Annotated in this window: 22 protein-coding genes and 1 pseudogene; 14 read left to right on the forward strand and 9 right to left on the reverse strand. The window is 64.0% G+C overall.

Going from position 1 to position 20,757, the window contains the following annotated elements; translation table 11 throughout:
* Positions 1 to 13: 13 nt before the first annotated feature.
* Positions 14 to 625, forward strand: coding sequence for a glutathione S-transferase family protein (locus AC0L15_RS01420; protein ID WP_287246454.1), 612 nt, complete (start codon positions 14 to 16; stop codon positions 623 to 625).
* A 489-nt stretch (positions 626 to 1,114) separates the two neighbouring features.
* Here AC0L15_RS01420 and AC0L15_RS01425 read toward each other — a convergent pair whose 3' ends face one another.
* On the reverse strand, positions 1,115 to 1,327 hold the full coding sequence (locus AC0L15_RS01425) for a cold-shock protein (RefSeq protein WP_023678332.1): 213 nt from the start codon (positions 1,325 to 1,327) through the stop codon (positions 1,115 to 1,117).
* Between the two features lie 329 nt (positions 1,328 to 1,656).
* Between AC0L15_RS01425 and AC0L15_RS01430 the strand changes: the two genes are divergently transcribed.
* On the forward strand, positions 1,657 to 1,983 hold the full coding sequence (locus AC0L15_RS01430; RefSeq protein WP_287064137.1) for a hypothetical protein: 327 nt from the start codon (positions 1,657 to 1,659) through the stop codon (positions 1,981 to 1,983).
* A gap of 11 nt (positions 1,984 to 1,994) precedes the next feature.
* On the opposite strand, the gene AC0L15_RS01435 is transcribed toward AC0L15_RS01430, so the two are convergent.
* A complete protein-coding gene (locus tag AC0L15_RS01435) occupies positions 1,995 to 2,564 on the reverse strand; it encodes a methylated-DNA--[protein]-cysteine S-methyltransferase (protein WP_287246455.1) in 570 nt (189 codons plus the stop codon).
* 178 nt (positions 2,565 to 2,742) lie between these two features.
* Between AC0L15_RS01435 and AC0L15_RS01440 the strand changes: the two genes are divergently transcribed.
* The 5 genes from AC0L15_RS01440 (at position 2,743) to AC0L15_RS01460 (ending at position 6,417) form a co-directional block, all read left to right on the forward strand.
* Positions 2,743 to 3,606 carry a transglycosylase SLT domain-containing protein gene (locus AC0L15_RS01440; RefSeq protein WP_473495820.1) on the forward strand — a complete coding sequence of 288 codons (864 nt, stop codon included), beginning with the start codon at positions 2,743 to 2,745 and terminating at the stop codon, positions 3,604 to 3,606.
* Between the two features lie 5 nt (positions 3,607 to 3,611).
* Positions 3,612 to 4,100 (forward strand): GNAT family N-acetyltransferase, encoded by a 489-nt coding sequence (locus tag AC0L15_RS01445; RefSeq protein ID WP_287246457.1) that lies wholly within the window; start codon positions 3,612 to 3,614, stop codon positions 4,098 to 4,100.
* A gap of 157 nt (positions 4,101 to 4,257) precedes the next feature.
* The gene (locus tag AC0L15_RS01450) at positions 4,258 to 4,704 is read left to right on the forward strand and encodes a lysozyme inhibitor LprI family protein (protein WP_287246458.1); all 447 of its coding nucleotides are present in this window, start codon (positions 4,258 to 4,260) and stop codon (positions 4,702 to 4,704) included.
* Between the two features lie 154 nt (positions 4,705 to 4,858).
* Positions 4,859 to 5,602 (forward strand): DUF899 family protein, encoded by a 744-nt coding sequence (locus AC0L15_RS01455; protein WP_287239974.1) that lies wholly within the window; start codon positions 4,859 to 4,861, stop codon positions 5,600 to 5,602.
* A gap of 263 nt (positions 5,603 to 5,865) precedes the next feature.
* Positions 5,866 to 6,417 (forward strand): DUF4142 domain-containing protein, encoded by a 552-nt coding sequence (locus tag AC0L15_RS01460; RefSeq protein WP_287239973.1) that lies wholly within the window; start codon positions 5,866 to 5,868, stop codon positions 6,415 to 6,417.
* Between the two features lie 114 nt (positions 6,418 to 6,531).
* Here the strand turns inward: AC0L15_RS01460 and AC0L15_RS01465 are convergent, their stop codons facing one another.
* Positions 6,532 to 6,852, reverse strand: coding sequence for a DUF1476 domain-containing protein (locus tag AC0L15_RS01465; protein ID WP_031255188.1), 321 nt, complete (start codon positions 6,850 to 6,852; stop codon positions 6,532 to 6,534).
* Positions 6,853 to 7,226: 374 nt separating this feature from the next.
* On the opposite strand from AC0L15_RS01465, the gene AC0L15_RS01470 reads away from it, so the two are divergent.
* Positions 7,227 to 7,616 carry a DUF6152 family protein gene (locus tag AC0L15_RS01470; RefSeq protein WP_023799775.1) on the forward strand — a complete coding sequence of 130 codons (390 nt, stop codon included), beginning with the start codon at positions 7,227 to 7,229 and terminating at the stop codon, positions 7,614 to 7,616.
* Positions 7,617 to 8,081, forward strand: coding sequence for a hypothetical protein (locus AC0L15_RS01475; protein WP_287064133.1), 465 nt, complete (start codon positions 7,617 to 7,619; stop codon positions 8,079 to 8,081).
* Between the two features lie 111 nt (positions 8,082 to 8,192).
* Here AC0L15_RS01475 and carB read toward each other — a convergent pair whose 3' ends face one another.
* The 4 genes from carB to AC0L15_RS01495 form a co-directional block, all read right to left on the reverse strand.
* Positions 8,193 to 11,690, reverse strand: coding sequence for a carbamoyl-phosphate synthase large subunit (gene carB / locus AC0L15_RS01480; protein WP_023799773.1), 3,498 nt, complete (start codon positions 11,688 to 11,690; stop codon positions 8,193 to 8,195).
* A 203-nt stretch (positions 11,691 to 11,893) separates the two neighbouring features.
* The gene (locus tag AC0L15_RS01485; RefSeq protein ID WP_473495821.1) at positions 11,894 to 12,997 is read right to left on the reverse strand and encodes an SH3 domain-containing protein; all 1,104 of its coding nucleotides are present in this window, start codon (positions 12,995 to 12,997) and stop codon (positions 11,894 to 11,896) included.
* A 93-nt stretch (positions 12,998 to 13,090) separates the two neighbouring features.
* Positions 13,091 to 13,849: a metallophosphoesterase family protein gene (locus AC0L15_RS01490; protein WP_287246459.1), complete on the reverse strand. Its 759-nt coding sequence runs from the start codon at positions 13,847 to 13,849 to the stop codon at positions 13,091 to 13,093.
* 357 nt (positions 13,850 to 14,206) lie between these two features.
* Complete coding sequence (locus tag AC0L15_RS01495) at positions 14,207 to 14,563, reverse strand: ArsR/SmtB family transcription factor (RefSeq protein ID WP_287067720.1); 357 nt, start codon at positions 14,561 to 14,563, stop codon at positions 14,207 to 14,209.
* Between the two features lie 192 nt (positions 14,564 to 14,755).
* Between AC0L15_RS01495 and AC0L15_RS01500 the strand changes: the two genes are divergently transcribed.
* Positions 14,756 to 15,934, forward strand: a complete 1,179-nt coding sequence (locus tag AC0L15_RS01500) for an MFS transporter (protein WP_287195912.1) — start codon at positions 14,756 to 14,758, stop codon at positions 15,932 to 15,934.
* Positions 15,935 to 16,035: 101 nt separating this feature from the next.
* Here AC0L15_RS01500 and AC0L15_RS01505 read toward each other — a convergent pair whose 3' ends face one another.
* Both AC0L15_RS01505 and AC0L15_RS01510 read right to left on the reverse strand, forming a co-directional pair.
* Positions 16,036 to 16,680, reverse strand: coding sequence for a dihydrofolate reductase family protein (locus AC0L15_RS01505; protein WP_473495822.1), 645 nt, complete (start codon positions 16,678 to 16,680; stop codon positions 16,036 to 16,038).
* A gap of 146 nt (positions 16,681 to 16,826) precedes the next feature.
* On the reverse strand, positions 16,827 to 17,660 hold the full coding sequence (locus tag AC0L15_RS01510) for a protein-L-isoaspartate O-methyltransferase family protein (RefSeq protein ID WP_287067725.1): 834 nt from the start codon (positions 17,658 to 17,660) through the stop codon (positions 16,827 to 16,829).
* 93 nt (positions 17,661 to 17,753) lie between these two features.
* On the opposite strand from AC0L15_RS01510, the pseudogene AC0L15_RS01515 reads away from it, so the two are divergent.
* The 4 genes and pseudogenes from AC0L15_RS01515 to AC0L15_RS01530 all read left to right on the forward strand — a co-directional run.
* Positions 17,754 to 17,890, forward strand: a pseudogene (locus AC0L15_RS01515) (manganese-binding transcriptional regulator MntR); the annotation flags it as partial.
* 81 nt (positions 17,891 to 17,971) lie between these two features.
* Complete coding sequence (locus tag AC0L15_RS01520; protein ID WP_023799765.1) at positions 17,972 to 18,160, forward strand: hypothetical protein; 189 nt, start codon at positions 17,972 to 17,974, stop codon at positions 18,158 to 18,160.
* A 203-nt stretch (positions 18,161 to 18,363) separates the two neighbouring features.
* Positions 18,364 to 19,296 carry a KPN_02809 family neutral zinc metallopeptidase gene (gene ypfJ, locus AC0L15_RS01525; RefSeq protein ID WP_023799764.1) on the forward strand — a complete coding sequence of 311 codons (933 nt, stop codon included), beginning with the start codon at positions 18,364 to 18,366 and terminating at the stop codon, positions 19,294 to 19,296.
* Positions 19,297 to 19,476: 180 nt separating this feature from the next.
* Complete coding sequence (locus AC0L15_RS01530; protein WP_287246461.1) at positions 19,477 to 20,727, forward strand: TCR/Tet family MFS transporter; 1,251 nt, start codon at positions 19,477 to 19,479, stop codon at positions 20,725 to 20,727.
* The last annotated feature ends 30 nt before the right edge of the window (positions 20,728 to 20,757 follow it).

A 20,757-nucleotide genomic window follows, 5' to 3' on the forward strand; every position in this document is an offset into this window, starting at 1 on the left:
GATGGGAGCAAGAATGACCATACTCTATGGAATGATCGACAGCGGCAATTGCTACAAGCCGCGTCTGTTGATGGCCAAGCTCGGCATCGCTTTCACCAATGTCGAGGTCAGCTCGCACACCGGCGACACGCGCAAGCCAGACTATGTCGCCAAGAACCCGAACGCCATGGTGCCGCTGCTCGAGCTCGACGACGGCCGGCGGCTTGCCGAATCCAACGCCATTCTGCTCTATCTCGCCGAAGGCACGCGGTTGCTGCCGGCCGACAGATACGAGCGGGCACTGGCCTATCAATGGCTGTTCTTCGAGCAGTACAGCCACGAACCTTATATCGCGGTGCGCAAGGCGCTGCTGACCTTTCCCGAACGGGCCAAGGACGCGACGCCGGAACGGCTGGCGGTTACGCTGGAGCGCGGCAACAAGGCGCTCGGCGTGATGAACAAGCATCTGGCGGACAGTGCGTTCTTTGCCGGCGAGGCCTTGAGCGTCGCCGACATCGCGCTCTACGCCTATACGCATACGGCCGAGATGGGCGGTTTTCAGTTCGACGCCTACCCGGCGGTGGCGGCCTGGCTGAAACGGGTCGAGACTGATCCTGGGCATGTGCCGATGGAGTGGCTGGGGTAGTTATCCATCGAAGATGCTGCTCGCCGATTCTCCTGAGCAAGATTGGCGATTGGCGAAAGGTTCGGACAAAGCGTCCTTCTCCCCGTCTCTATACGGGGAGAAGATGGCGGCAGCCAGATGAGGGGCGGCGCCAGCCTCTATCGCAATGTCGTGCTTGGCTCTGCGATGGGTAGCTAATCCTGATGCGTCGCGGTGCCCCTCATCGCCCTGCCGGGCACTTCTCCCCGTATAGTGACGGGGAGAAGGACGCCGCAGCGCCGGTTTCGCCAATTGTCGGTGTCTAAAATCCGGACAGCAAAAAGGCGGGACAAAATCCCGCCTTCCCATGCTTGGTAGCCTGATCGGGAGCGCTTTGGCCGGGCCGGCAGCAATCTGCTGCTTCGGCTTGTCGGGTTCTTTCCGCTCCGGCGCGCTTCTCGCGCGACCGTCAGTACATCCGTGACTTGCCGCGCGCCCCGAGCTATCGCCCGGCGCGCGCCATTCGCAAAATCAGGCTGCCTTGCTCAGAGATCCAGCGGACGACTTGCCAGTGCGGCGGTCCTGCTCGATCTCGAAGTTGATCTTCTGGCCTTCGACCAGGGTCGACAGCCCAGCGCGCTCGACTGCGGAGATGTGGACGAAAACGTCCGCGCCGCCGCTGTCAGGCTGGATGAAGCCGAAACCCTTGGTGGAATTAAACCACTTGACCGTACCTGTTGCCATTTCGATAGTCCTTATACGTTTGCTTTAGCTTGACTGAACCGAAGTCCAGCCGGTTTGTATCGAGATTTTGGAGATAGACGTCAGCAAACGCGAATATCGCGAGGCCCGGATCGATCGGCCGAAATATCAATGGACCCCATATAGTCCGCTTCTCCGCAAAAAACAAGACTGCACGAAAAAAGGTGCTGATGCGGCGCTGCCCAATGGCCGTCCCAATCGCGTGAAAGCGTTGCAGCGTCGGGCGTTGCCGGGTCGCATGGCCTATGGCGCACGCTGCGGGAAGGGATCGTGCCGCCTCCGAGCGTCCGGTCCTGTTTGGGGAGAGGACCATGAAAACTGTCCTGTTTGCCGCCTGCCTGACGCTGGTCGCCGCCCAGGCGCAGGCGATCTCGCGCTATGACCCGAGCCGCATGAGCTGCGGCACGGTGCGCGCGACGATCGCACGCGAAGGCGCCGTCATCCTGCGTTATCAGTCGACACGCACGCCGGGGCTGCCGCTCTACGACCGTTATGTGCGGAGCCAGAGTTTCTGCAACATGGGCGAGGTCAGGGCACGGGCTACGGTGCCGAGCGCCGATACCAACTCCTGCATCGTCTACAAGTGCAAGCGCGTGGAAACAGACCGGCATTTCCGCCGACGCATCTTTCCGGACTAGCAATGCCGGCCTCAAAATCCAAAAGAGACCTGCGCCGGCGGCGGCGGACCGACGCGCACGCCTTCCATCGCCAGCATCTTCTCCTTGGTGGTCGAGCCGCCTGGCGCTGAAAAACCGCCGATCTTGCCGCCGGCGGCAAGAATGCGATGGCAAGGAATGACCAGCGGCACCGGGTTGGCGCCGAGCGCAGCGCCTGTCTCTCGCGCCAGCCCGGCATGGCCGGCGCGCCTGGCCAGTTCGCCATAGGTGGTGGTCTCGCCATAGACGAGCTTGCGCGCCGCGTCGTAGATGGCGAGGCGGAAATCGTCGACACCGGTGAGATCGACCGGCACACCGGAGAAATCCACGTCCTCGCCGGCGGCATAGGCCTTTATCGACGCGATCAGCTCGGCAACCCATTGCGGTCGGGCGCTCGAAGCGGCGTTGCCGGCATGGCGCAGCAGCCGCCGTTCCACGGCGTCGCGGCTGCGCTGGGGCAGGCAAAGCCTCGTCAGCCCGGCCTCGCTCCAGGCGATGCCGATGAAGCCGATCGCGGTTTCGAAGACGGCGTGACCGGCGATGGCTTGAGAGGTGCCTTCCATGATGTGCTCCTTTCCGAAGGAACGAATGGCAATCCAGTACATATCGAGAACGGATATCGCATTTTCAGGGGTCTGTTGCCACCCGAAAACCATTGGAAATCCCAACTGGCTGCGGATTGCCGGGGGAAAGGCCGTGGTGTAAGGACTTCTTAACAGACGAACCGGACCCGAGCGCGGCTTGCCAGCAAAAATCATCTTTCCCGCGATCGGCGTGATGCTCGCTGCGGCCGGTCTCAGCGGCTGCACTTCGACCGCGCAGACCAAGGCCGTGCCTTCCCTGACTGAAACCGCCGCAGCTGGTAGCGATGCCGGCTATGCGCTGGCGCTGCCCGACACGGTTTCGGTGCTGCCGGAATCGTCCGGCGTCACGCCCGTCCAGACCGCGGCGCTGGCCGTCGATCCCGCCGCGACGCCTGTCCAGCCAGCGGCCTTTGCCGGCCCGACCCCGTTGGCCGCAACTGCGCCTGCAGCCATGACGGCCGATGCCGCGCCAGCCGGCACAGCGCCTGTCTATGCTACCGCCGCCGTTGCGATGCCGGTCACCGGCGAGACAGGCAAGACGATGCCCGGCGTCCAGCAGGTCGCCTACACCCTGCCTGAGAATCCGTCCGCCCTGCTTTCGACCAGCCCTGCCAAACAGTATTCCGCGGGACCGCGCGGCGAGATCGAGCGGCTGATCGAGAAATATGCCCTCCTCTATCAAGTTCCGGTCGATCTGGTGCGCCGCGTCGTCAAGCGCGAGAGCACCTTCAATCCCAAGGCCTACAATCGCGGCCACTGGGGGCTGATGCAGATCAAGCATGCGACGGCGCGCGGCATGGGCTATGACGGGCCGGCGAGCGGGTTGTTCGACGCCGAGACCAATCTGAAATATGCGGTGAAATATCTGCGTGGCGCCTGGCTGGTGGCCGGCGGCAACGCCAAGCGCGCCGACCGGCTCTACCAGAGCGGCTATTATTACGACGCCAAGCGCAAGGGCATGCTGGAACAAACCGGCCTGGGCCGCGACCGCAGTCGGCGTCGCCTGCAGCCCGACGCCTGAACGCCATGCCTGAGCCGCGCCCGCCGGCGCCGAACGACATAAGGCTGCGCAAGATCCTCGACGACACGCTCGCCCCGCCGCGCTGGCCGGAAGGTTTCGTCATGCGCGGTTTTGAGGCCGCCGACGCGCTGGCTTTGCATACGCTGCTGACCACCGTCTTCGACGATGGCGCCGACGGGCCGTTCGACGAATGGTGGCCGCGTATTTCAAGCGACGCGGAATTCGACCCTGCCTTGTGTTTCCTGGTCATCGACAGCAAGGGTCGGCTGGCAGGCGCGGCATTGTGCTGGACGAGGGCGTTCGTCAAAGACCTTGCCGTCCACCCCGAGGCGCGCGGCCGAGGCATCGCCGAAGCGCTGATGTGGCACGTCTTCACCACCTTTCACGCACGCGGCGCTGCGCATGTCGATCTCAAAACCAACACGTTTGAGAATGCTGCCGCCGTCAGGCTTTACGAGCGGCTGGGGATGTTCGAAGTCGACTGGGCGGGGTGAGCTGCGGTTGGCGAAGCCGATCAGCGAGCATTGTGCGGAAACGAAGTGTCCACCAAGGCGGCAGGCTGCATCTTGCCGGCAACCGTTCGGAAGTTAAGCTGCGATCCTGCGGCTTTCGTGCCGCGGGCGGGGTCTCGACCGAAACCGGAGAAACACGATGCGGCTTTTACTTTTCAAACCGGGTCTGGCCAAAACCAGTCTGGCCAAAACGGGTCTGGTGATCCTCGCCCTTCCGCTTCTTGCGGGCGTCGCGCGTGCCGACGAATGCGCCGACGCACAGGACCAGGCGACCATGAACAAATGCGCCGGCAAGTCGTTCACCGAAGCCGACAAGAAGCTCAACCACGCCTACAGGCAGATCGAGGGCAGGCTGAAGGACGACGCGGCGACGAAGAAGCTGCTGGTCGGCGCGCAGCGCGCCTGGGTCGCCTTTCGCGACGCCGAATGCGCTTTCCAGGGCGGCCCGCCCGATATGGCAGGCAGCATGTATCCGATGGTTATCGCCGGCTGCAAGGAGAGCCTCACCAACGACCGGCTGAAGGATTTTCAGGGCTATCTCAACTGCCAGGAGGGCGATACGAGCTGCCCAGTGCCGCCGCAGTAGCCTCTGTCGCTGGCGAAGGCGGAGCCGTTAAGGCCTTATCGCCGGGCCAGGCGTGCAAAATGTCGGAACCCTGCCTCGCCATGCGTCCTTGAGAGGCAAGGTGCGCTGCCGCGTAGGGAGCGCGCCGCCACAAGCACGGCTGATGGAGACGACGATGATCACCTTTCCCAACGAATCCGCTGAATATCGCGCCGCCCGCGAAACGCTGCTGCAAAAGGAAATCGAGCTGCGCCGCGCCATGGAGGATGTGGCCGTCGCCCGCCGTGCACTGCCGCCGGGCGGGCTGGTGCCTCAGGATTATGTGTTCGACGGGCCTGGCGCCGACGGCAAGCCGGCCCGCATAAAACTGTCGGAGCTGTTTTCACCCGGCAAGGACACGCTGATCGTCTACTCGATGATGTTTCCGCGCCACCCGCAGGAGACGCGCGACGTGGCGACAAGCGGCGGCACTGCCAAGCTCGCGCGGGCCGACCAGCCATGCCCGTCCTGCACGGCGCTGCTCGACCAGTTCGACGGCGCCATCGGCCATCTCGAGGCCGCCGGCTTCAATTTTGCCGTTGTGGGCAAGACCGCGCTTGAAAACCTGATCACGCTTGGCCGCGATCGCGGCTGGACGAACATGCGGCTGCTCTCCTCGGCCGGCAACAGCTTCAAGCGCGACTACCACGCCGAGGCCGACGACGGCGCGCAACTTCCGATGCTGTCGGTGTTCCATCGCGACGCCAATGGCATCCGGCATTTCTGGAGCTCGGAGCTTGGCTTCGCGCCGTCCGAACCCGGTCAGGACCCGCGCGCCATCGGCACTTGCGAGCCCTTGTGGAACCTGATGGATTTCACACCGGAGGGCCGGCCGAACTGGGACGAGCAGCTGCAGTATAACGGCGTGTGCTGCCACTGAGGTCTTGCCTTCTCTTGTGGGAGAAGGTGGATCGGCGCATAGCGCCGAGACGGATGAGGGGTGCTGGAAGAAATAGGCGTTGGCAAATGTGCACCGTCTCTGTGCTGATGGCTGCTCATCAAGTGTACCGCCAAGCTGGAACACCCCTCATCCGACCGAGCTTCGCTCGGCCACCTTCTCCCGCAAAGGGGAGAAGGAAAGGCGCAACTTCGCCGCTGGTGTCGCGTTGGACTCTCCGAGGATCACAAACCCGGAGATTTCCTGTGAAAACAAATCTCACGCTTGCCATGGTCGCCTTGCTTGCCGGCACGCCAGCGGCCCTAGCCCAATCCGCCACGCCGGCCGATATACCTGCTGTCGGCCAAACCAAGATCGACACCGAGACCTTCTCCAGAACGGTCCCCAGCGCCAACCGGTTCGAGATTGAAACCAGCAAGCTGGCCGAACAAAAGAATGTCGCCGCCGATGTGAAGGATTTCGCCTCGCAGATGATCAGGGATCACACCAAGGCTGGCGAGGATTTCAAGGCAGCTCTCGAACAGAGCCAGATCACGGCTTCGGTGACAGCGAGCGGCCCGGCTTTGCTGCCGAAAGACCAGGCGATGCTCGACCAGCTCAAGAACCTCGATGGCGATGAATTCCAGGCGAAATTCATCCTCCTGCAGACCGAGGCGCACAAGCAGGCGTTGGCGCTGTTTTCAACCTATGCGCAGTCGGGCGAAGATCCGGCGCTGAAGGAATTCGCCAAGAAGATGCTACCGACGCTGCGGATGCACGAAGAGCGCTTAAAGGATCTGGTGGCAGCCCACAGCTAATGCATGTCACCCAAACGCATGCCCGCGGGCCTGACCCGAGATGCGCAGCGGTTTTGGGAAACGCATAAAAGAGAGCGTAAAGCGCGTCGCGTCGCGCTTTAAGTTGGCGCTCTCTCAGCTGTTTTTGATCTGCTCGACCGCCGTCGCCAGCAGGTCGTTCATGACGCCGCGAATCTGAACATCCGACTGGGCGACGCCCGCCGCGTCGAAATCGGCGCGTATTTTGCGCAACACGTCGTCGTCCCCGGCCTCTTCGAAGTCTGCGCGCACCACCTCTTTCGCATAGGCGTCGGCGTCCTCACCTGACTTGCCGAGCTTTTCGGCGGCCCATAGGCCAAGCAGCTTGTTGCGGCGCGCCATGGCCCTGAACTTCGTGTCCTCATCCATCGCAAACTTCTTTTCGAAGCCTTCCTGACGGTCTCTCATACTGCTCATGGTGTGCCTCGTTCAGATGTGAGTCTCCGACCTTCATTCAATGGAGAAGAAGGGCGGCGGGTAGGGGCCGAACATGGCGTGCATGGATGTCATAAGCAAGACCGGACCGTTCATTCCGCGGGGCAATCGCTTCTGGTTGGCGCTGCCCCTCACCCTCACCCTCTCCCCGTGAAGGACGGGGAGAGGGGGTGCCAGCGTTGCGGCTAGGTCCCTTCTCCCCGTTCTTGACGGGGAGAAGATGCCGGCAGGCAGATGAGGGGCGGCGCCGACATCGACAACCGATAGCTTCGCCCAGAGCCTTCGCACCGATGTGATTTGACGTTGCCGCGCCGTGACCTAGTCTCGATTGGCGGGATGAGCCGAGGAGGCGAGCGATGCAGTCACCTTTCAACGGGATTCGGAGCGTCACGCTGGCAGCGGCAGTGATCCTTGCCGCTGGCACCGCAGCTTACGCCCATCACGGCTGGTCCTGGACCCAGGATGGGTTTTTTGAGCTCCGGGGCAAGATCACAGCCATCTATATCGGCAATCCGCACGCCACGCTGGATGTCGACGCCGACGGAGAGGCCTGGCGGGTGGATTTGGCGCCGCCGTCCCGCACCATGGCCGCCGGCTTCACCGAGGAAGTCGCCAAGGTCGGCGACGAGGTGACCGCGATCGGCCACCGCTCGCGCGACGAGACCGAGAAGTGGATGAAAGCAGCCCGCGTCATCGTCAACGGCAAGGCTTATGACGTCTATCCCGACCGCGTGCCGCCGGCTTGAATGGACGAGTTCCTCGCCGGCATCGAGCAACTCGCCATCGTAAGGGGGCTGAAGGCCTCCTTCATCGCCTATCCCATAGTCAATGCGCTGCACATCATGTCGATCGGCGCGCTGCTGACCAGCGTCTGGCTCATGGACCTCCGGATCTTGGGCGCCTTCCGCTCGCTGCCGCAGGCGGCGTTCATCGCGCTGCTGCGCCGCACCGCATTGGCCGCGTTCGCCGGCGCACTAATCACGGGATCGCTGCTCTTTTCAATCAGGGCGAGCGAGTATGCGGCGAGGCCGATTTTCCTCACCAAGATGACGCTCATACTCCTCGCCGGCGCCAATTTTCTCATTTTCATGCGCCACGCAAAAGGCGGCGACGAGCCGGCCGGCGGGACCGTCACCATCCTGGCTTTGCTGTCGCTGGTGCTGTGGACGTCGGTGCTGTTCGCGGGGCGGTTTATTGGATTTCTGAACTGAGCGGCGTCGGCACAGCGTGCTTTGGACGGATCACGGTGCGCAGCGTTGGCGGGACGCGCCCCCCTCTGGCCTGCCGGCCATCTCCCCACTTGGGGGGATCAGCTAATTGCTTCAGGCAAAATACTCCTGGAGCGGCCTGACTTCCAGGCTCCCCGCCCGCAGCGCCGCAATAGCCTCGGCCACCGCAGCGGCCCCCGAGAGCGTCGTGTAATACGGCACCTTCTGCATCAGCGTGGCGCGGCGCAGCGATTTTGAGTCCGACACCGCCTTCTGGCCGTCCGTGGTGTTGAAGACGATCTGCACCTGGCGGTTGCGGATGGCGTCCTCGATGTGCGGGCGGCCTTCCAGCACCTTGTTTATTTTCTCGGCAGCGACGCCGTTCTCGGCGAGGAAGCGGGCGGTGCCTGAGGTGGCCATTACTTTAAAACCCTGGCCGGCGAGGCGCTTGACCGCCGGCAGGATGCCCTTCTTGTCCTCGTCGCGCACCGAGACGAACAGCGTGCCGGCGCGGGGGAGATCAACACCCGCTCCCAACTGGCTCTTGGCGAAAGCCAGCGCAAAGTCGCGGTCGAGGCCCATGACCTCGCCGGTCGAGCGCATTTCCGGCCCGAGCAATATGTCGACGCCGGGGAAGCGGGCGAAGGGGAACACTGCTTCCTTGACCGCGATATGGCCGGGATTTCTGGGGTCGGGCATGGCGCCGTAATGGGCGAAGGCGTCTTCCAGGCTCTCGCCGGCCATGATGCGGGCGGCAATTTTCGCGATGGGCCGGCCGATGGTCTTGGCGACGAAGGGCACGGTGCGCGACGCGCGCGGGTTGACCTCGAGCACATAGACAGTGCCGTCCTTGATCGCGTACTGCACGTTCATCAGGCCGCCGACATTGAGCGCGCGGGCAAGTGCGGCCGTCTGGCGCTCCAATTCGTCGACGAGCTCCGACGGCAGCGAGTGCACCGGCAGCGAGCAGGCGCTGTCGCCCGAATGGATGCCGGCCTCCTCGATGTGTTCCAATATGCCGGAGACGAAGGTCGACTTGCCGTCGCACAGGCAGTCGACATCAACCTCGATGGCGCCCGAGAGATAGGTGTCGAACAGCAGCGGGTTCTTGCCCAGCAGTGTGTTGATCTGGCCTGTCTTGTCGTTGGGGTATTTCTGCTTGATGTCCTCCGGCACCAGGCCGGGCACGGTGTCGAGCAGATAGGATTGCAGCATGCTCTCGTCGTGGATGATCTGCATGGCGCGGCCGCCGAGCACATAGGACGGGCGCACCACCAGCGGGAAGCCGAGCTCGCCGGCGACGAGGCGGGCCTGCTCGACCGAATAGGCGATGCCGTTCTTCGGCTGGCTGAGGCCGAGCTTGTGCAACAACTTCTGGAAGCGGTCGCGGTCTTCGGCGAGATCGATCATGTCGGGCGAAGTGCCGAGGATCGGGATGCCGGCCTTCTCCAACGCATCCGCCAGCTTCAGCGGCGTCTGGCCGCCGAATTGGACGATGACGCCGACCAGCTCGCCCGACGCCTGCTCGGCGCGCAGGATCTCTAAAACGTCCTCCGGCGTCAGCGGCTCGAAATAGAGCCGGTCCGAGGTATCGTAGTCGGTCGACACGGTCTCCGGGTTGCAGTTGACCATGATCGCCTCGAAGCCGGCGTCGCGCAGCGCAAATGCGGCGTGGCAGCAGCAATAGTCGAACTCGATGCCCTGGCCGATGCGGTTCGGGCCGCCGCCGAGGATGACGACTTTTTTTCGCGACGAGACTTGCGCCTCGTTGGCGAGCGCGCCGGCGAAGGGCACCTCATAGGTCGAGTACATGTAGGCGGTCGGCGAGGCGAACTCGGCGGCGCAAGTATCGATGCGCTTGTAAACCGGATGAACGTCGAGCTTTTCGCGTATCTTTTGAACCTCTTCGACGTCTTTCCTGACCAGGGACGCGAGGCGGGCATCGGAGAAACCCATCGCCTTCAGCATGCGCAGATTGGCGGCGTCTTCGGGAATGCCGTGCTCGCGAATGCGGGCTTCCATGTTGAGGATGCCGGCGATCTGTTCGAGGAACCACGGGTCGATCTTGCACATGGCGTGCACGTCTTCCAGAGAGGTGCCCATGCGGATCGCCTGCGCCACCATGCGCAGCCGGTCGGGCGTCGGCGTGCCGAGGGCAGCGCGAATGGCGTTGCGGTCGTCGGCGTGGCTGGCTGCGCCGTGCGCGATGCCGGGGATCTCGATCTCGTCGAGGCCGGTGAGGCCGGTTTCCAGTCCGCGCAGCGCCTTCTGCAGCGATTCCTGAAAAGTGCGGCCGATGGCCATGACCTCGCCGACCGACTTCATCGCGGTGGTCAGCACCGGCTCGGCGCCGGGGAATTTCTCGAAGGCAAAGCGCGGGATTTTTGTGACGACGTAATCGATCGACGGCTCGAACGAGGCGGGCGTTGCGCCGCCGGTGATGTCGTTCTCCAGCTCGTCCAGCGTGTAGCCGACGGCGAGCTTTGCCGCGATCTTGGCGATCGGAAAGCCGGTCGCCTTGGAGGCGAGAGCCGACGAGCGCGAGACGCGCGGGTTCATCTCGATCACCACCAGGCGGCCGTCGGCCGGGTTGACGGCGAACTGGACGTTGGAACCGCCGGTCTCGACGCCGATCTCGCGCAGCACCGCGATCGAGGCGTTGCGCATCATCTGGTACTCCTTGTCGGTCAAGGTCAGGGCAGGGGCGACGGTGATCGAGTCGCCGGTGTGCACGCCCATCGGGTCGATGTTCTCGATCGAGCAGACGATGATGCAGTTGTCGGCCTTGTCGCGGACAACCTCCATCTCGTACTCCTTCCAGCCGAGCACGCTTTCCTCGATCAGCACTTCGGTGGTCGGCGAGGCGTCGAGGCCGGACTGGACGATCTCGTAGAATTCGGCGCGGTTGTAGGCGATGCCGCCGCCGGTGCCGCCCATGGTGAAGGACGGGCGGATGATGGCGGGCAGGCCGACATGGTCGAGCGCCTGTGCGGCGATCGCCATGCCATGGCTGATGTAGCGCTGCTTGCGGTCGCCCTCGCCGAGGTTCCAGCGCGTTTCGAGCGCGTCGAGCGCGGCGTCGAGGTTTTCGGGCTTCTCGGCCTTCAGCGCGGCGCGTTCGGCCTCGTGCGTCTTGCGGTCGGCATTCTTGACGTCGGTGGCGTTGGCCAGCATCGATTTCGGCGTTTCCAGGCCGATCTTCTTCATCGCCTCGCGAAACAGCGCCCGGTCCTCGGCCTTGTCTATTGCCGTGGCGTCGGCACCGATCATCTCGACATTGTAGCGTTCGAGCACGCCCATGCGGCGCAGCGACAGGGCGGTGTTGAGCGCGGTCTGGCCGCCCATGGTCGGCAGCAGCGCGTCCGGCCGCTCCTTGGCGATGATCTTGGCCACCACTTCCGGCGTGATCGGCTCGATATAGGTGGCGTCGGCCAGTTCCGGGTCGGTCATGATGGTGGCCGGGTTGGAATTGACCAGGATGACGCGAAAACCCTCTTCCTTGAGCGCCTTGCAGGCCTGGGTGCCGGAATAGTCGAATTCGCAGGCCTGACCGATGACAATGGGGCCGGCCCCGATGATCAGGATCGACTTGATGTCGGTGCGTCTTGGCATATCGAGGGTCCGTTCGGCAGGCGGCTTGCACGAAAAACCGGACGGGAAGACCCGGCCGGTTGTGCTCGCGATTCTGGTATCAGGCTAGGAGGGCCTTATAGGGAAGAGTTTTGCCGGATGTAACCCCCTAAAATGCGGAGAGTAGGGGAGTAGGGGAGTAGGGGAGTAGGGCAGTAGGGCAGTAAACAAATTGCCCTACTGCACTACTGCCTTATTCCCCTTAGCCACTCATCCCCCAGCGCCAACTCATCCGTAATCTCGAAGCGTTCGGAAACGCCGACACGGATCATGTTCAGGCTGCCCTCGCGAGTGTAGCGGAATTCACCTGATGCGTTCGAGCCGGCGGGCCGACCGGCCTGGAATCTGATGACGCGGGTGCCGCCATCGGGCCAGGTCACGGTGACCTCGGCTTTGTCGCCCGTGTGGACAACGCCTGCCTTGCAACTGGTCATCGGCTGGCCGACATGGCGCGCGCAAGGAATCTCGTTGCGGGCACCCAGGGCCGGCGCGGGCCTGCCTGGCGGCTGCAGCCGCGCAACGGTTTGCGCGTTGGCCGGAGGCGCCGCATTGGCGGCGCGATTGCGGATGGGCTTGTCCGCTGCCGCGGGCGCCTGCGTCTCGCCGGCCGAAGGATTTTCGCTGGCAAAAAGCGCCAGGCGGTAAGCATCCTCGATGGCCACTCTGCCGATTGCCTCAACGGCAGTCATCGTGGGTTCGCGACCGGTCGCATCCAGGCGCGCCGTCAGGTCCGGAGGTGGCTGATCTGCAGTTGCCGGGTTCGAGTCGCCGGCTGCAGCGGCCGTGCTTTCGCCGGTCGCTTCGATATCCACCTCCGCAACTGCCGCCGGATTCTCGGGGTTCAGGTAGCGCGCGGGAGCCCATCCCGCCAGTTGCGGGTTGTCAATTTCTGCGACCTTGCACCAACGATAGCCATTGACGTCGTTGCAGCCCAGATTGTTGACGCTCGTGCCATTCGGCAGCCGAGCCTTGATCTTGCCCATCGCCGATGCCGTGGCGCGGACGTTCAGGAGATCGCCCGGAGCGAGGTCGGTCACGATGGAGACGAAAGGCGCCTCCTCGGCCCTGGCCGGCAGCAGCGCCGTCAGCAGGAGAGGGGCGGCAATCAGCAGCGTCGTTCGGAGCGTAACTGTGCGCCTCATCATTTTGGCCGTGGGCGATAGAAGCATTTCCGAAGGCGCGGCCAAGCACCGAATCGCCACCGCATTCCAGGACGATTTTATAGGCGACGACATGGCGCTATGTAAGCCGGAAAATGCGGCCGGGGAATGGTGTTCGGTCCGCGGCATGCGCAAGCTCAGCCGGGCGGCATGAACGCGTTGCGTTCAGCCTGGGGTATGAACTCGTTCCCTCGTTCAATCCGCCATGAACGCGTTGCGCGTTCAGTCGGACATAAATCCGGTGCGCAGCGCGTAGGCCCATTCCGGCCGTCCCGCCTGTTCGGCCTGCCGCGCTGCCGCCTCATGGTCATAGTCGACGGCGATGGCTTCGAAGCGGTCGGAGCGGCCCGGCCCACCCAATTCGACGATGCCGTAGCGTGCATGCGGAGAGCCTTGCTCGGAGACATGCGCCGGTGGCGTGTCGTCGCCATAAGCGGGGCAGCCGATGCTGCCCGGATTGAAGACCACCGGGCCGTCGGGGATACGGATCAGTTCGCTGCGGTGGCTGTGGCCACACAGCACGATGCGGCAAGCGGGATCGAGCGCGGCCAGCCGCCGCTTGATGGCGCCCAGCGGCGCGCGCACCAGCCGGCCGTCGGCCATCGTATCGGTCAGGTATTTTTCGTCATGGTCGGGTCGGGCATGAAAGGCGGTCACGGTTGGGGCGACCTCCAGCGCGAGCGGCAAGGCCAATAGTGCCTCGCGCTGGACCGATGTCAGCCGTTCCTGCGCATAGCGGTCGGACGGCCACATGGCTTCATCCGCGGTATCGCGGGCAACGCGGCGGTCGTGGTTGCCGCGCACTGTCGGCAGGGCGAGCGCTTCAAGCCGTTCCACGGTTTCGCGCGGCCAGAGCGGGCCGGAGACGCAATCGCCCAGATTGACGATGAGGTCAGCACCACCGCGCTGCCGCAGATTGTCGAGCACGGCGTCCAGGGCGAGGATGTTGCCGTGGATATCGGCGAGAACGGCAATGCGCATGGGAAGCTCCGTTGGGTCGACGAATGACGCGTCGGGAAGGGCGGACCTGGCAGGACTTTGGTTGCTCTCCTCTGTTACACCAGGGCTATCGCAGCTGGAAAGCCGAGGCTTTCGCTCTACGATGTACCCCCACCCCTAACTCTCCCCACAAGGGGGAGGGAGACTTCCGCTGGCGCTGATAGTTGGTTGTGTGCGTCAAGTTCTGCAAAAATTTGGCGTGGCATTCAGCGGTGACGTTGGCGTGTCCGCCGCGCGGCGTTCCCTCCCCCTTGTGGGGAGGGTTAGGGTGGGGGTCCACGTTCGTAAGAATCCAAAATGCGATTGCCCTGCCTGCTACACCGGGGGCGAGTTACGGCCTCAGGCGCGGACTTCGATCTCGGAGGCGCCGACCGCGGGCAGTGCCGGGTCGTCGACGGCCGCGGCAATGACGCTATCGAGCAGGCCGGGAAAGCGGGCATTGAGATCGTCGCGGCGCAGCGTGATCAGCCGGCTGGTGCCGACGACCTCGGTGCGGGTGACGCCGGCCTCGCGCAATTTGGCCAGGTGGTAACTGAGATTGGTCTTTGAGCCGAGGTTGAGGAACTGGCTGCAATTCAGCGGCACGCCTTCCTTGCTGGCGAGATAGCGCACGATGGCCAGCCGGGTGGGATCGCCGAGCACGGCAAGCACATTCGACAGGCTGATCTGGTCGGCGGTTGGGTGGGGCAGCGTCATGCCGGAGAACTAAGCGCAATCAGGGCCGATTTCAACGCATCTCCTCCTGGTGGATGCAAGCAGTTTCCACCTCCAGCCCCCTTGTCCTAACATAGAGCTGTCAGCAGAGTTCGGCTATTTTCGGGTGGCCTCATTGACACCATGCCTCATTATGTACAATTGTTCAATAACTTTTGAACTAAGGAAGAGTTCATGGACAAGCGCCTCATCTGGCTTGCGCTCGGATCATTCACGATCGCGACCGAAGGCTTCGTCATCTCCAGCCTGCTGCCCGACATCGCGGGGGATGCCGGCATCTCGGTCCCGCTCGCCGGGACGCTGATCACCGCCTTCGCGCTCGCCTATGCGCTCGGCGCGCCGATCCTGGCGACGCTGACCGGCGAATGGGACCGGCGGCGCGTCATCTTGTGGACGCTGGTGTTTTTCGTTCTGGGCAACCTGGCGGCGGCGCTGAGTTCCTCCTTCGAACTGCTGCTGATCGCGCGCATCGTCATGGCGCTGTCGTCCGGCCTGTTTGCGGCGACGGCGCAGGGTACGGCCGTGGCGCTTGTCGATGATCATCACCGCGCCCGCGCCATTGCCGTCGTCGTCGGCGGCACTACGGTGGCGGTGGCGGTCGGCGCACCGCTCGGCGCGCTTGTCGCGACCGTTGCCGGCTGGCGCGGCACGTTCTTTGCCATCGCCGGGCTCGGCGCACTGGCCGGCGCAATCCTGTGGTACCGGCTGCCGCGCGGCATCGTCGGCACCAAGCTGCCGCTCAGGCAGCGGCTGGCGGCAACACTTCGCCCCGGCGTGCCATCGATCCTGCTGACCACACTGCTGGCGCTCACCGGCGCCTTCACTGTCTTTGCCTTTGTCGCGCCGCTAGCCATCGAAGGCGGCGGCTTGAGCCCGATCGCGCTGCCCGGCATGCTGCTTGCCTTCGGCGTCGGCGCCGTCATCGGCAACATCGCCGGCGGGCAGGCAGCCGACCGCTTCGGCGCGACGCGCACCGTCAGCTGGTCGCTGGCGCTGAGTGCGGTCATGCTGGTGATGCTTTCGGTCATCCCGGCCTTCCTGCCGCACAGCATCGCCGGGCCGGCGCTGATGGCGATGATGGTGCCGTGGGGCATCGTCGGCTGGGCCTTCCCGCCGGCGCAGGCCAGCCGCATCATCAGGCTGGCGCCCGATGCAGCGCCCATCGTGCTGTCGCTCAACGGGTCGGCGCTCTATCTCGGCGTGGCGCTCGGCGCCGTCGTTGGCGGCGCGGTGCTGCGCTATGGCGCGCCGGCTGATCTCGGCCTGGTCGCAGCGGTGTTCCCGATCCTGGGTCTTGGCGTCATGCTGGCCGGCCACCGGGCCGCCCGGGCGGTAGCCATGCCGGCGGAGTAAAGGAAGATCGCAGAAGCGTGGCGCTGTCCTCATCGCGCTGCCGGGCAGACCTCCCCCACTCACATCTAGCCGAGCAAGGAACCCAGGTCCTGTAACCCACATTACTTCCAGGTCCGGCGCCTCTCGATCTCGGCTTCGGACGGCTGTTGCTGGGCGAAGGATCCAGTCTTGATCTCACCGGCGCGTTCATAGATCGCTATGATGACGCCGGTCTGTGAGTGGTTCAGCTTGAATGCCGCCGGGATTGCGCCGCTGCCAAACAGCCGCTTGCCCTTGCCCAGCACCAGCGGGAAGGTCAGCAGGCTGATCTCGTCGATCAGGTCGTTGGCGAGCAAGGTCTGGATCAACTCGCTCGAACCCTGGATGAGCAGGTCGGGGCCGTCCTCCTGCTTGAGCTGGCGCAGTGTGGCCACGACGTCGTCGCCAAGCGACTGGCTGTTTTGCCAGGACAGCGTGTCGGGCCGGTGGGTGGCCACATATTTGGTGACGGCGTTGAAACGATCGGCGATCGGATCGTCTTTCTGGTACGGCCAGTGCGCGGCGAAGATGTCGTAGGTCTTGCGGCCGAGGAGCAGCGCGAAGGGTTTTGCGAAGGTCTCACCAATAAAGGCGCCCCCCACGTCGTCCCAGTAATGGAACGTCCAGCCGCCGAATTCGAAGCCGCCGACCGGGTCTTCTTCCGGCCCACCGGGCGCCTGCATGACGCCGTCGAGGCTGACGAATGTCGCAGTGGTGATCTTCCTCATTGGATTCTCCCTTTAATCATCCGAGCCGTTGCCGCCGGATTTCGGCCAAAGGACGTGCGAGCGGACGCCTGTCCGACAGGGCCGGAAAATTTCTGGGCTCCGGCGCATGTCGAGCGGCAAGCACGGGACGCCTCGACGCGGCGACGTCATTGCGACCGCCTGCCGCCAACACTTTGCGACGAGAACCAGACGTCGCCGATGACGGCGGTGGCGGTGCGGTCCGGTGCCTTGTCGGCCGTCAGCCAGATCTTTCGGCTGCGTGCCGCCTTGTCGCGGTCGATTTTTGTCGAGGCCGCCGAGGCGCCGATGCAAGGGATAAACCATGATCGCATGAACGGATCGCAGGCAAACCCCTTATCCGTGCGTGTCACCATCACCGCGAGGCCAATGCGCTCGGCCGGACGCCACGGAAAGACCATGCGGCCGCCGGGCTTCAGCGCCTTCAGCCATTCGGCTGGGGGTGCCGCAACGCCGGCATTGACATAGATGATGTCGGACGGTGGCAGGCCGCCGACGACCGCATCGCCATGGATGGCGGTCACATTGCCGTAGGCTTCGAGATTCTTGATCGCACGTTCGGCGAGACTGGAATCCAGTTCGAAAGCGGTGACTGCGCCGCCCGGCGAAACCAGTTTTGCCAGCAGAGCTGTGTAATAGCCGGTGCCGGCGCCCACATGAGTGACGGCCTCGCCGGGTTTTGGCGCCACCTTGCCGAACCACATGGCATGCAGGAACGGCTCGCCATTGTTGATGCCCTTTTCGGCGTCGAGCGACACCAGCACGTTCTGATAGATGTGAACAGGATCGGCGCTCGGCGTTTCTACCTTGCCGTTGCCGGCGACGACCGTCCACGGCCCGGGCCCGAGAAAAGCTTCGCGCGGCACCGCGGCGAACACGTCCTCGAGACGCGGATCGGCCGAACCTGCATTGGCAGCCATCAGTCGCGCGTAGAATTTTCTGGCGTCGGCAATTCTGGTCATGTCGCGTGAGAAGATAGCGCGATTGACCGAATTGTCGCGCAGCCCCACGAGCTCACTCAATGCATAGTCGAGAAAACCCTCAGCCGACGCGGCGAAGCGCGGCGCCGTGCGCTGCTCAAAGATTATATGCAGCTTGTCGCCGACCTGATCGAGAACGGCAACGAGGCCCGGTCGACATCGCGGCGCGGCTCGGCGTCGCCCAGCCGACGGTGGCCAAGATGCTGACGCGGCCGACAGTCCTGCCGGAACCGCCGCGCTGCCGCGGCGTTTGAGATCGTGCCAGCAATTGGCGCGAGACCGAGGAGGATACGATGGGCGTTGAACAGGCACCGACAGCGAAGGGCAAGCAAGCGGCCAAGGGATTGAAGCAGGCTGCGGCGAAGGACGAACGCAAGACCGAAGCGGATACTGGACGCCCGCTCAAGAAGGGCGGGGCCCGCTTCGAGGAGCGCTCGAAAAGCTCGGACGGCAAGAGCGCGGGCACCAAGCAGAAGATCTGAGCGTGACTGACCAAGTCCAGACCAAAAAAAGCGCCGGCAGGGCTCTCAGCCGCGGGTGTCGTGCACGGACTGACCCCAGAGCCGGCGGCCCCGTCATGCGAAAAATACTGTGACTTGGCGCAACCATTGGGATAATTGTTTGTTGGGTCGGATCGGGCCATGAGATCGGCAAGGTACCGATACGTGCATCGCGGGGAGTTGCCATGCTCTGGAAAGGTCGTCGTCAAAGTGACAATGTCGAGGACCAACGCGGCCAGGGCGGCGGGCTCAACCTGCCGCGCGGCGGCCCCGGCCGTCTCCGCATCCCGATCGGCGGCCGCTCCGGCGGCGGAATGTCGCTGTCGACCATCATCATTCTCGTGGTCCTCTATTTCGGGCTGAAGGCCATCGGCATCGACCCGCTTCAGATCCTGGCCGGTGGCGGCTTGGTGCCGGGTGGCGGCGGTCAGATCACCGACAACAGCGGAGAACAGGGCGGTGGCACCGGGGCACCCGCCTCCGACGAGATGAAGCAGTTCGTTTCGACTGTCCTGGCCGAGACCGAGGACACCTGGACCGGCATTTTCCGGGCCGAGGGCCTGACCTACGAGGACCCCAAGCTGGTCCTGTTCAGCGGGCAGATCCGTTCGGCTTGCGGCTTCGCCTCGTCCGCGGCCGGCCCGTTCTACTGCCCCGGCGACCGCAAGGTCTATCTCGACACCACCTTCTTCCAGCAGCTCGATCAGCAATTCGGCGCTTCGGGCGATTTTGCCCAAGCCTATGTGATCGCGCATGAGGTCGGCCACCATGTCCAGAACCTCACCGGCATCCTGCCCAAGTTCAACCAGATGCGGCAGCAGATGGGCGAGGCCGAGGCCAACCACATGTCGGTGCAGGTCGAGCTCCAGGCGGATTGCTTCGCCGGCGTCTGGGCGCATTTCACCGGGCAGAAAGGCATTCTGGAACAGGGCGATATGGACGAGGCGCTGAACGCCGCCCAGCAGATCGGCGACGACACGATGCAGAAGAAGATGCAGGGCTATGTCGTGCCGGAAAGCTTCAACCATGGCACCTCGCAGCAGCGTCAAACCTGGCTGGCACGCGGCTACAAGAGCGGCAAGCTGTCGGACTGCGATACGTTCAACACCCCGATCTGAGGTGTTTGGGCTCTCGTTGAAATGGCGTTGAAAGCGGCGGCGATGCAGCCGCGCTCATGTCGACAGTTGATGTCAGGATGAAAATTCCTGGCCTGTTCCCTTATTGTTCTGTGTGGCTGACTCGCCTATAAAAGGCCCTTCCGCCTTCGCTGCGAGGCGGCTCCAGGAGTCGATACCGTCATGATCGAAGCCAAAACCGCCAGGCGGGGCCTTGCGCTTGTTTTCACCACGCTGCTGCTCGACATCACCGGCATCGGCATCATCATGCCGGTGCTGCCGGCCTATCTGCAGGAACTGACCGGCGTCGGGGTCAGCGAAGCGGCGATCGAAGGCGGCTGGCTGTTCTTCGTCTATGCGGCCATGCAGTTCCTGTTCGCGCCGCTGGTCGGCAATCTCAGCGACCGCTTCGGCCGCCGTCCGATCCTGCTGGCCTCGGTGCTGACCTTCGCCGTCGACAATCTGATCTGTGCGGTGGCCTGGTCGTATTGGGTCCTGTTCATCGGCCGGGTGCTGGCCGGCATCAGCGGCGCCAGCTACTCGACCGCCTCCGCCTTCATCGCCGATGTCAGCACCGACGAGAACAGGGCGAAGAATTTCGGCCTGCTTGGCATCGCCTTCGGCGTCGGTTTCGTCATCGGTCCGGTGCTGGGCGGGTTGCTCGGCGAATTCGGGCCGCGCGTGCCGTTCTGGGGCGCGGCGGTGCTTGCTCTGATCAACTTCATCGTCGGCTGGTTCTTCCTGCCGGAAACGCTGGAGCAGCATCACCGGCGCCGCTTCGAATGGCGCCGCGCCAATCCTCTCGGCGCCCTGAAGCAGATGCGCAATTACAAGGGGATCGGCTGGATCGGGCTGGTGTTCTTCCTGATGACGCTCGGTCACATGATGTACCCTGCCGTGTGGTCGTTCGTCGGCAGTTACCGCTACGGCTGGAGCGAACAGCAGATCGGCTTCTCACTCGGCGTCTTCGGCCTTGGCGGGGCATTGGTGATGGGTTTTGTCCTGCCGCGCGTCATCCCACGGCTCGGCGAATGGCGGACCGCCGCCATCGGTCTGGCTTTTACCGCGCTCGCCGCCTTCGGCTATGCCGCGGCGTGGAAGGGCTGGATGATCTATGCAGTGATCGTGGCGACCTGCCTCGAGGCGCTGGCCGACCCGCCGCTGCGGAGCCTGACGGCGGCCAAGGTGCCGCCCTCCGCGCAAGGCGAATTGCAAGGTGCGATGACGAGCGTATTTTCGATCACCAGCATCATAACGCCGCTGCTTTATACGGGGATCTTCGCCTGGTTCACCGGGCCGAGCGCGCCGGTGACGTTCGGCGGCGCGCCCTTCGTGCTCGGCGGTATCTTTCTCGCTCTGTCGCTGGTGGTTTTCGTGCTCAGGGTCGAAAGGCCGGCCGCGGTGAAAGACGTCACGACTGCGACGGTGGCCTAAAGCGTGTCGCGTTTGAACGGATTCATGCGA

It is taken from the genome of Mesorhizobium sp. WSM4846 (genome assembly GCF_055811415.1).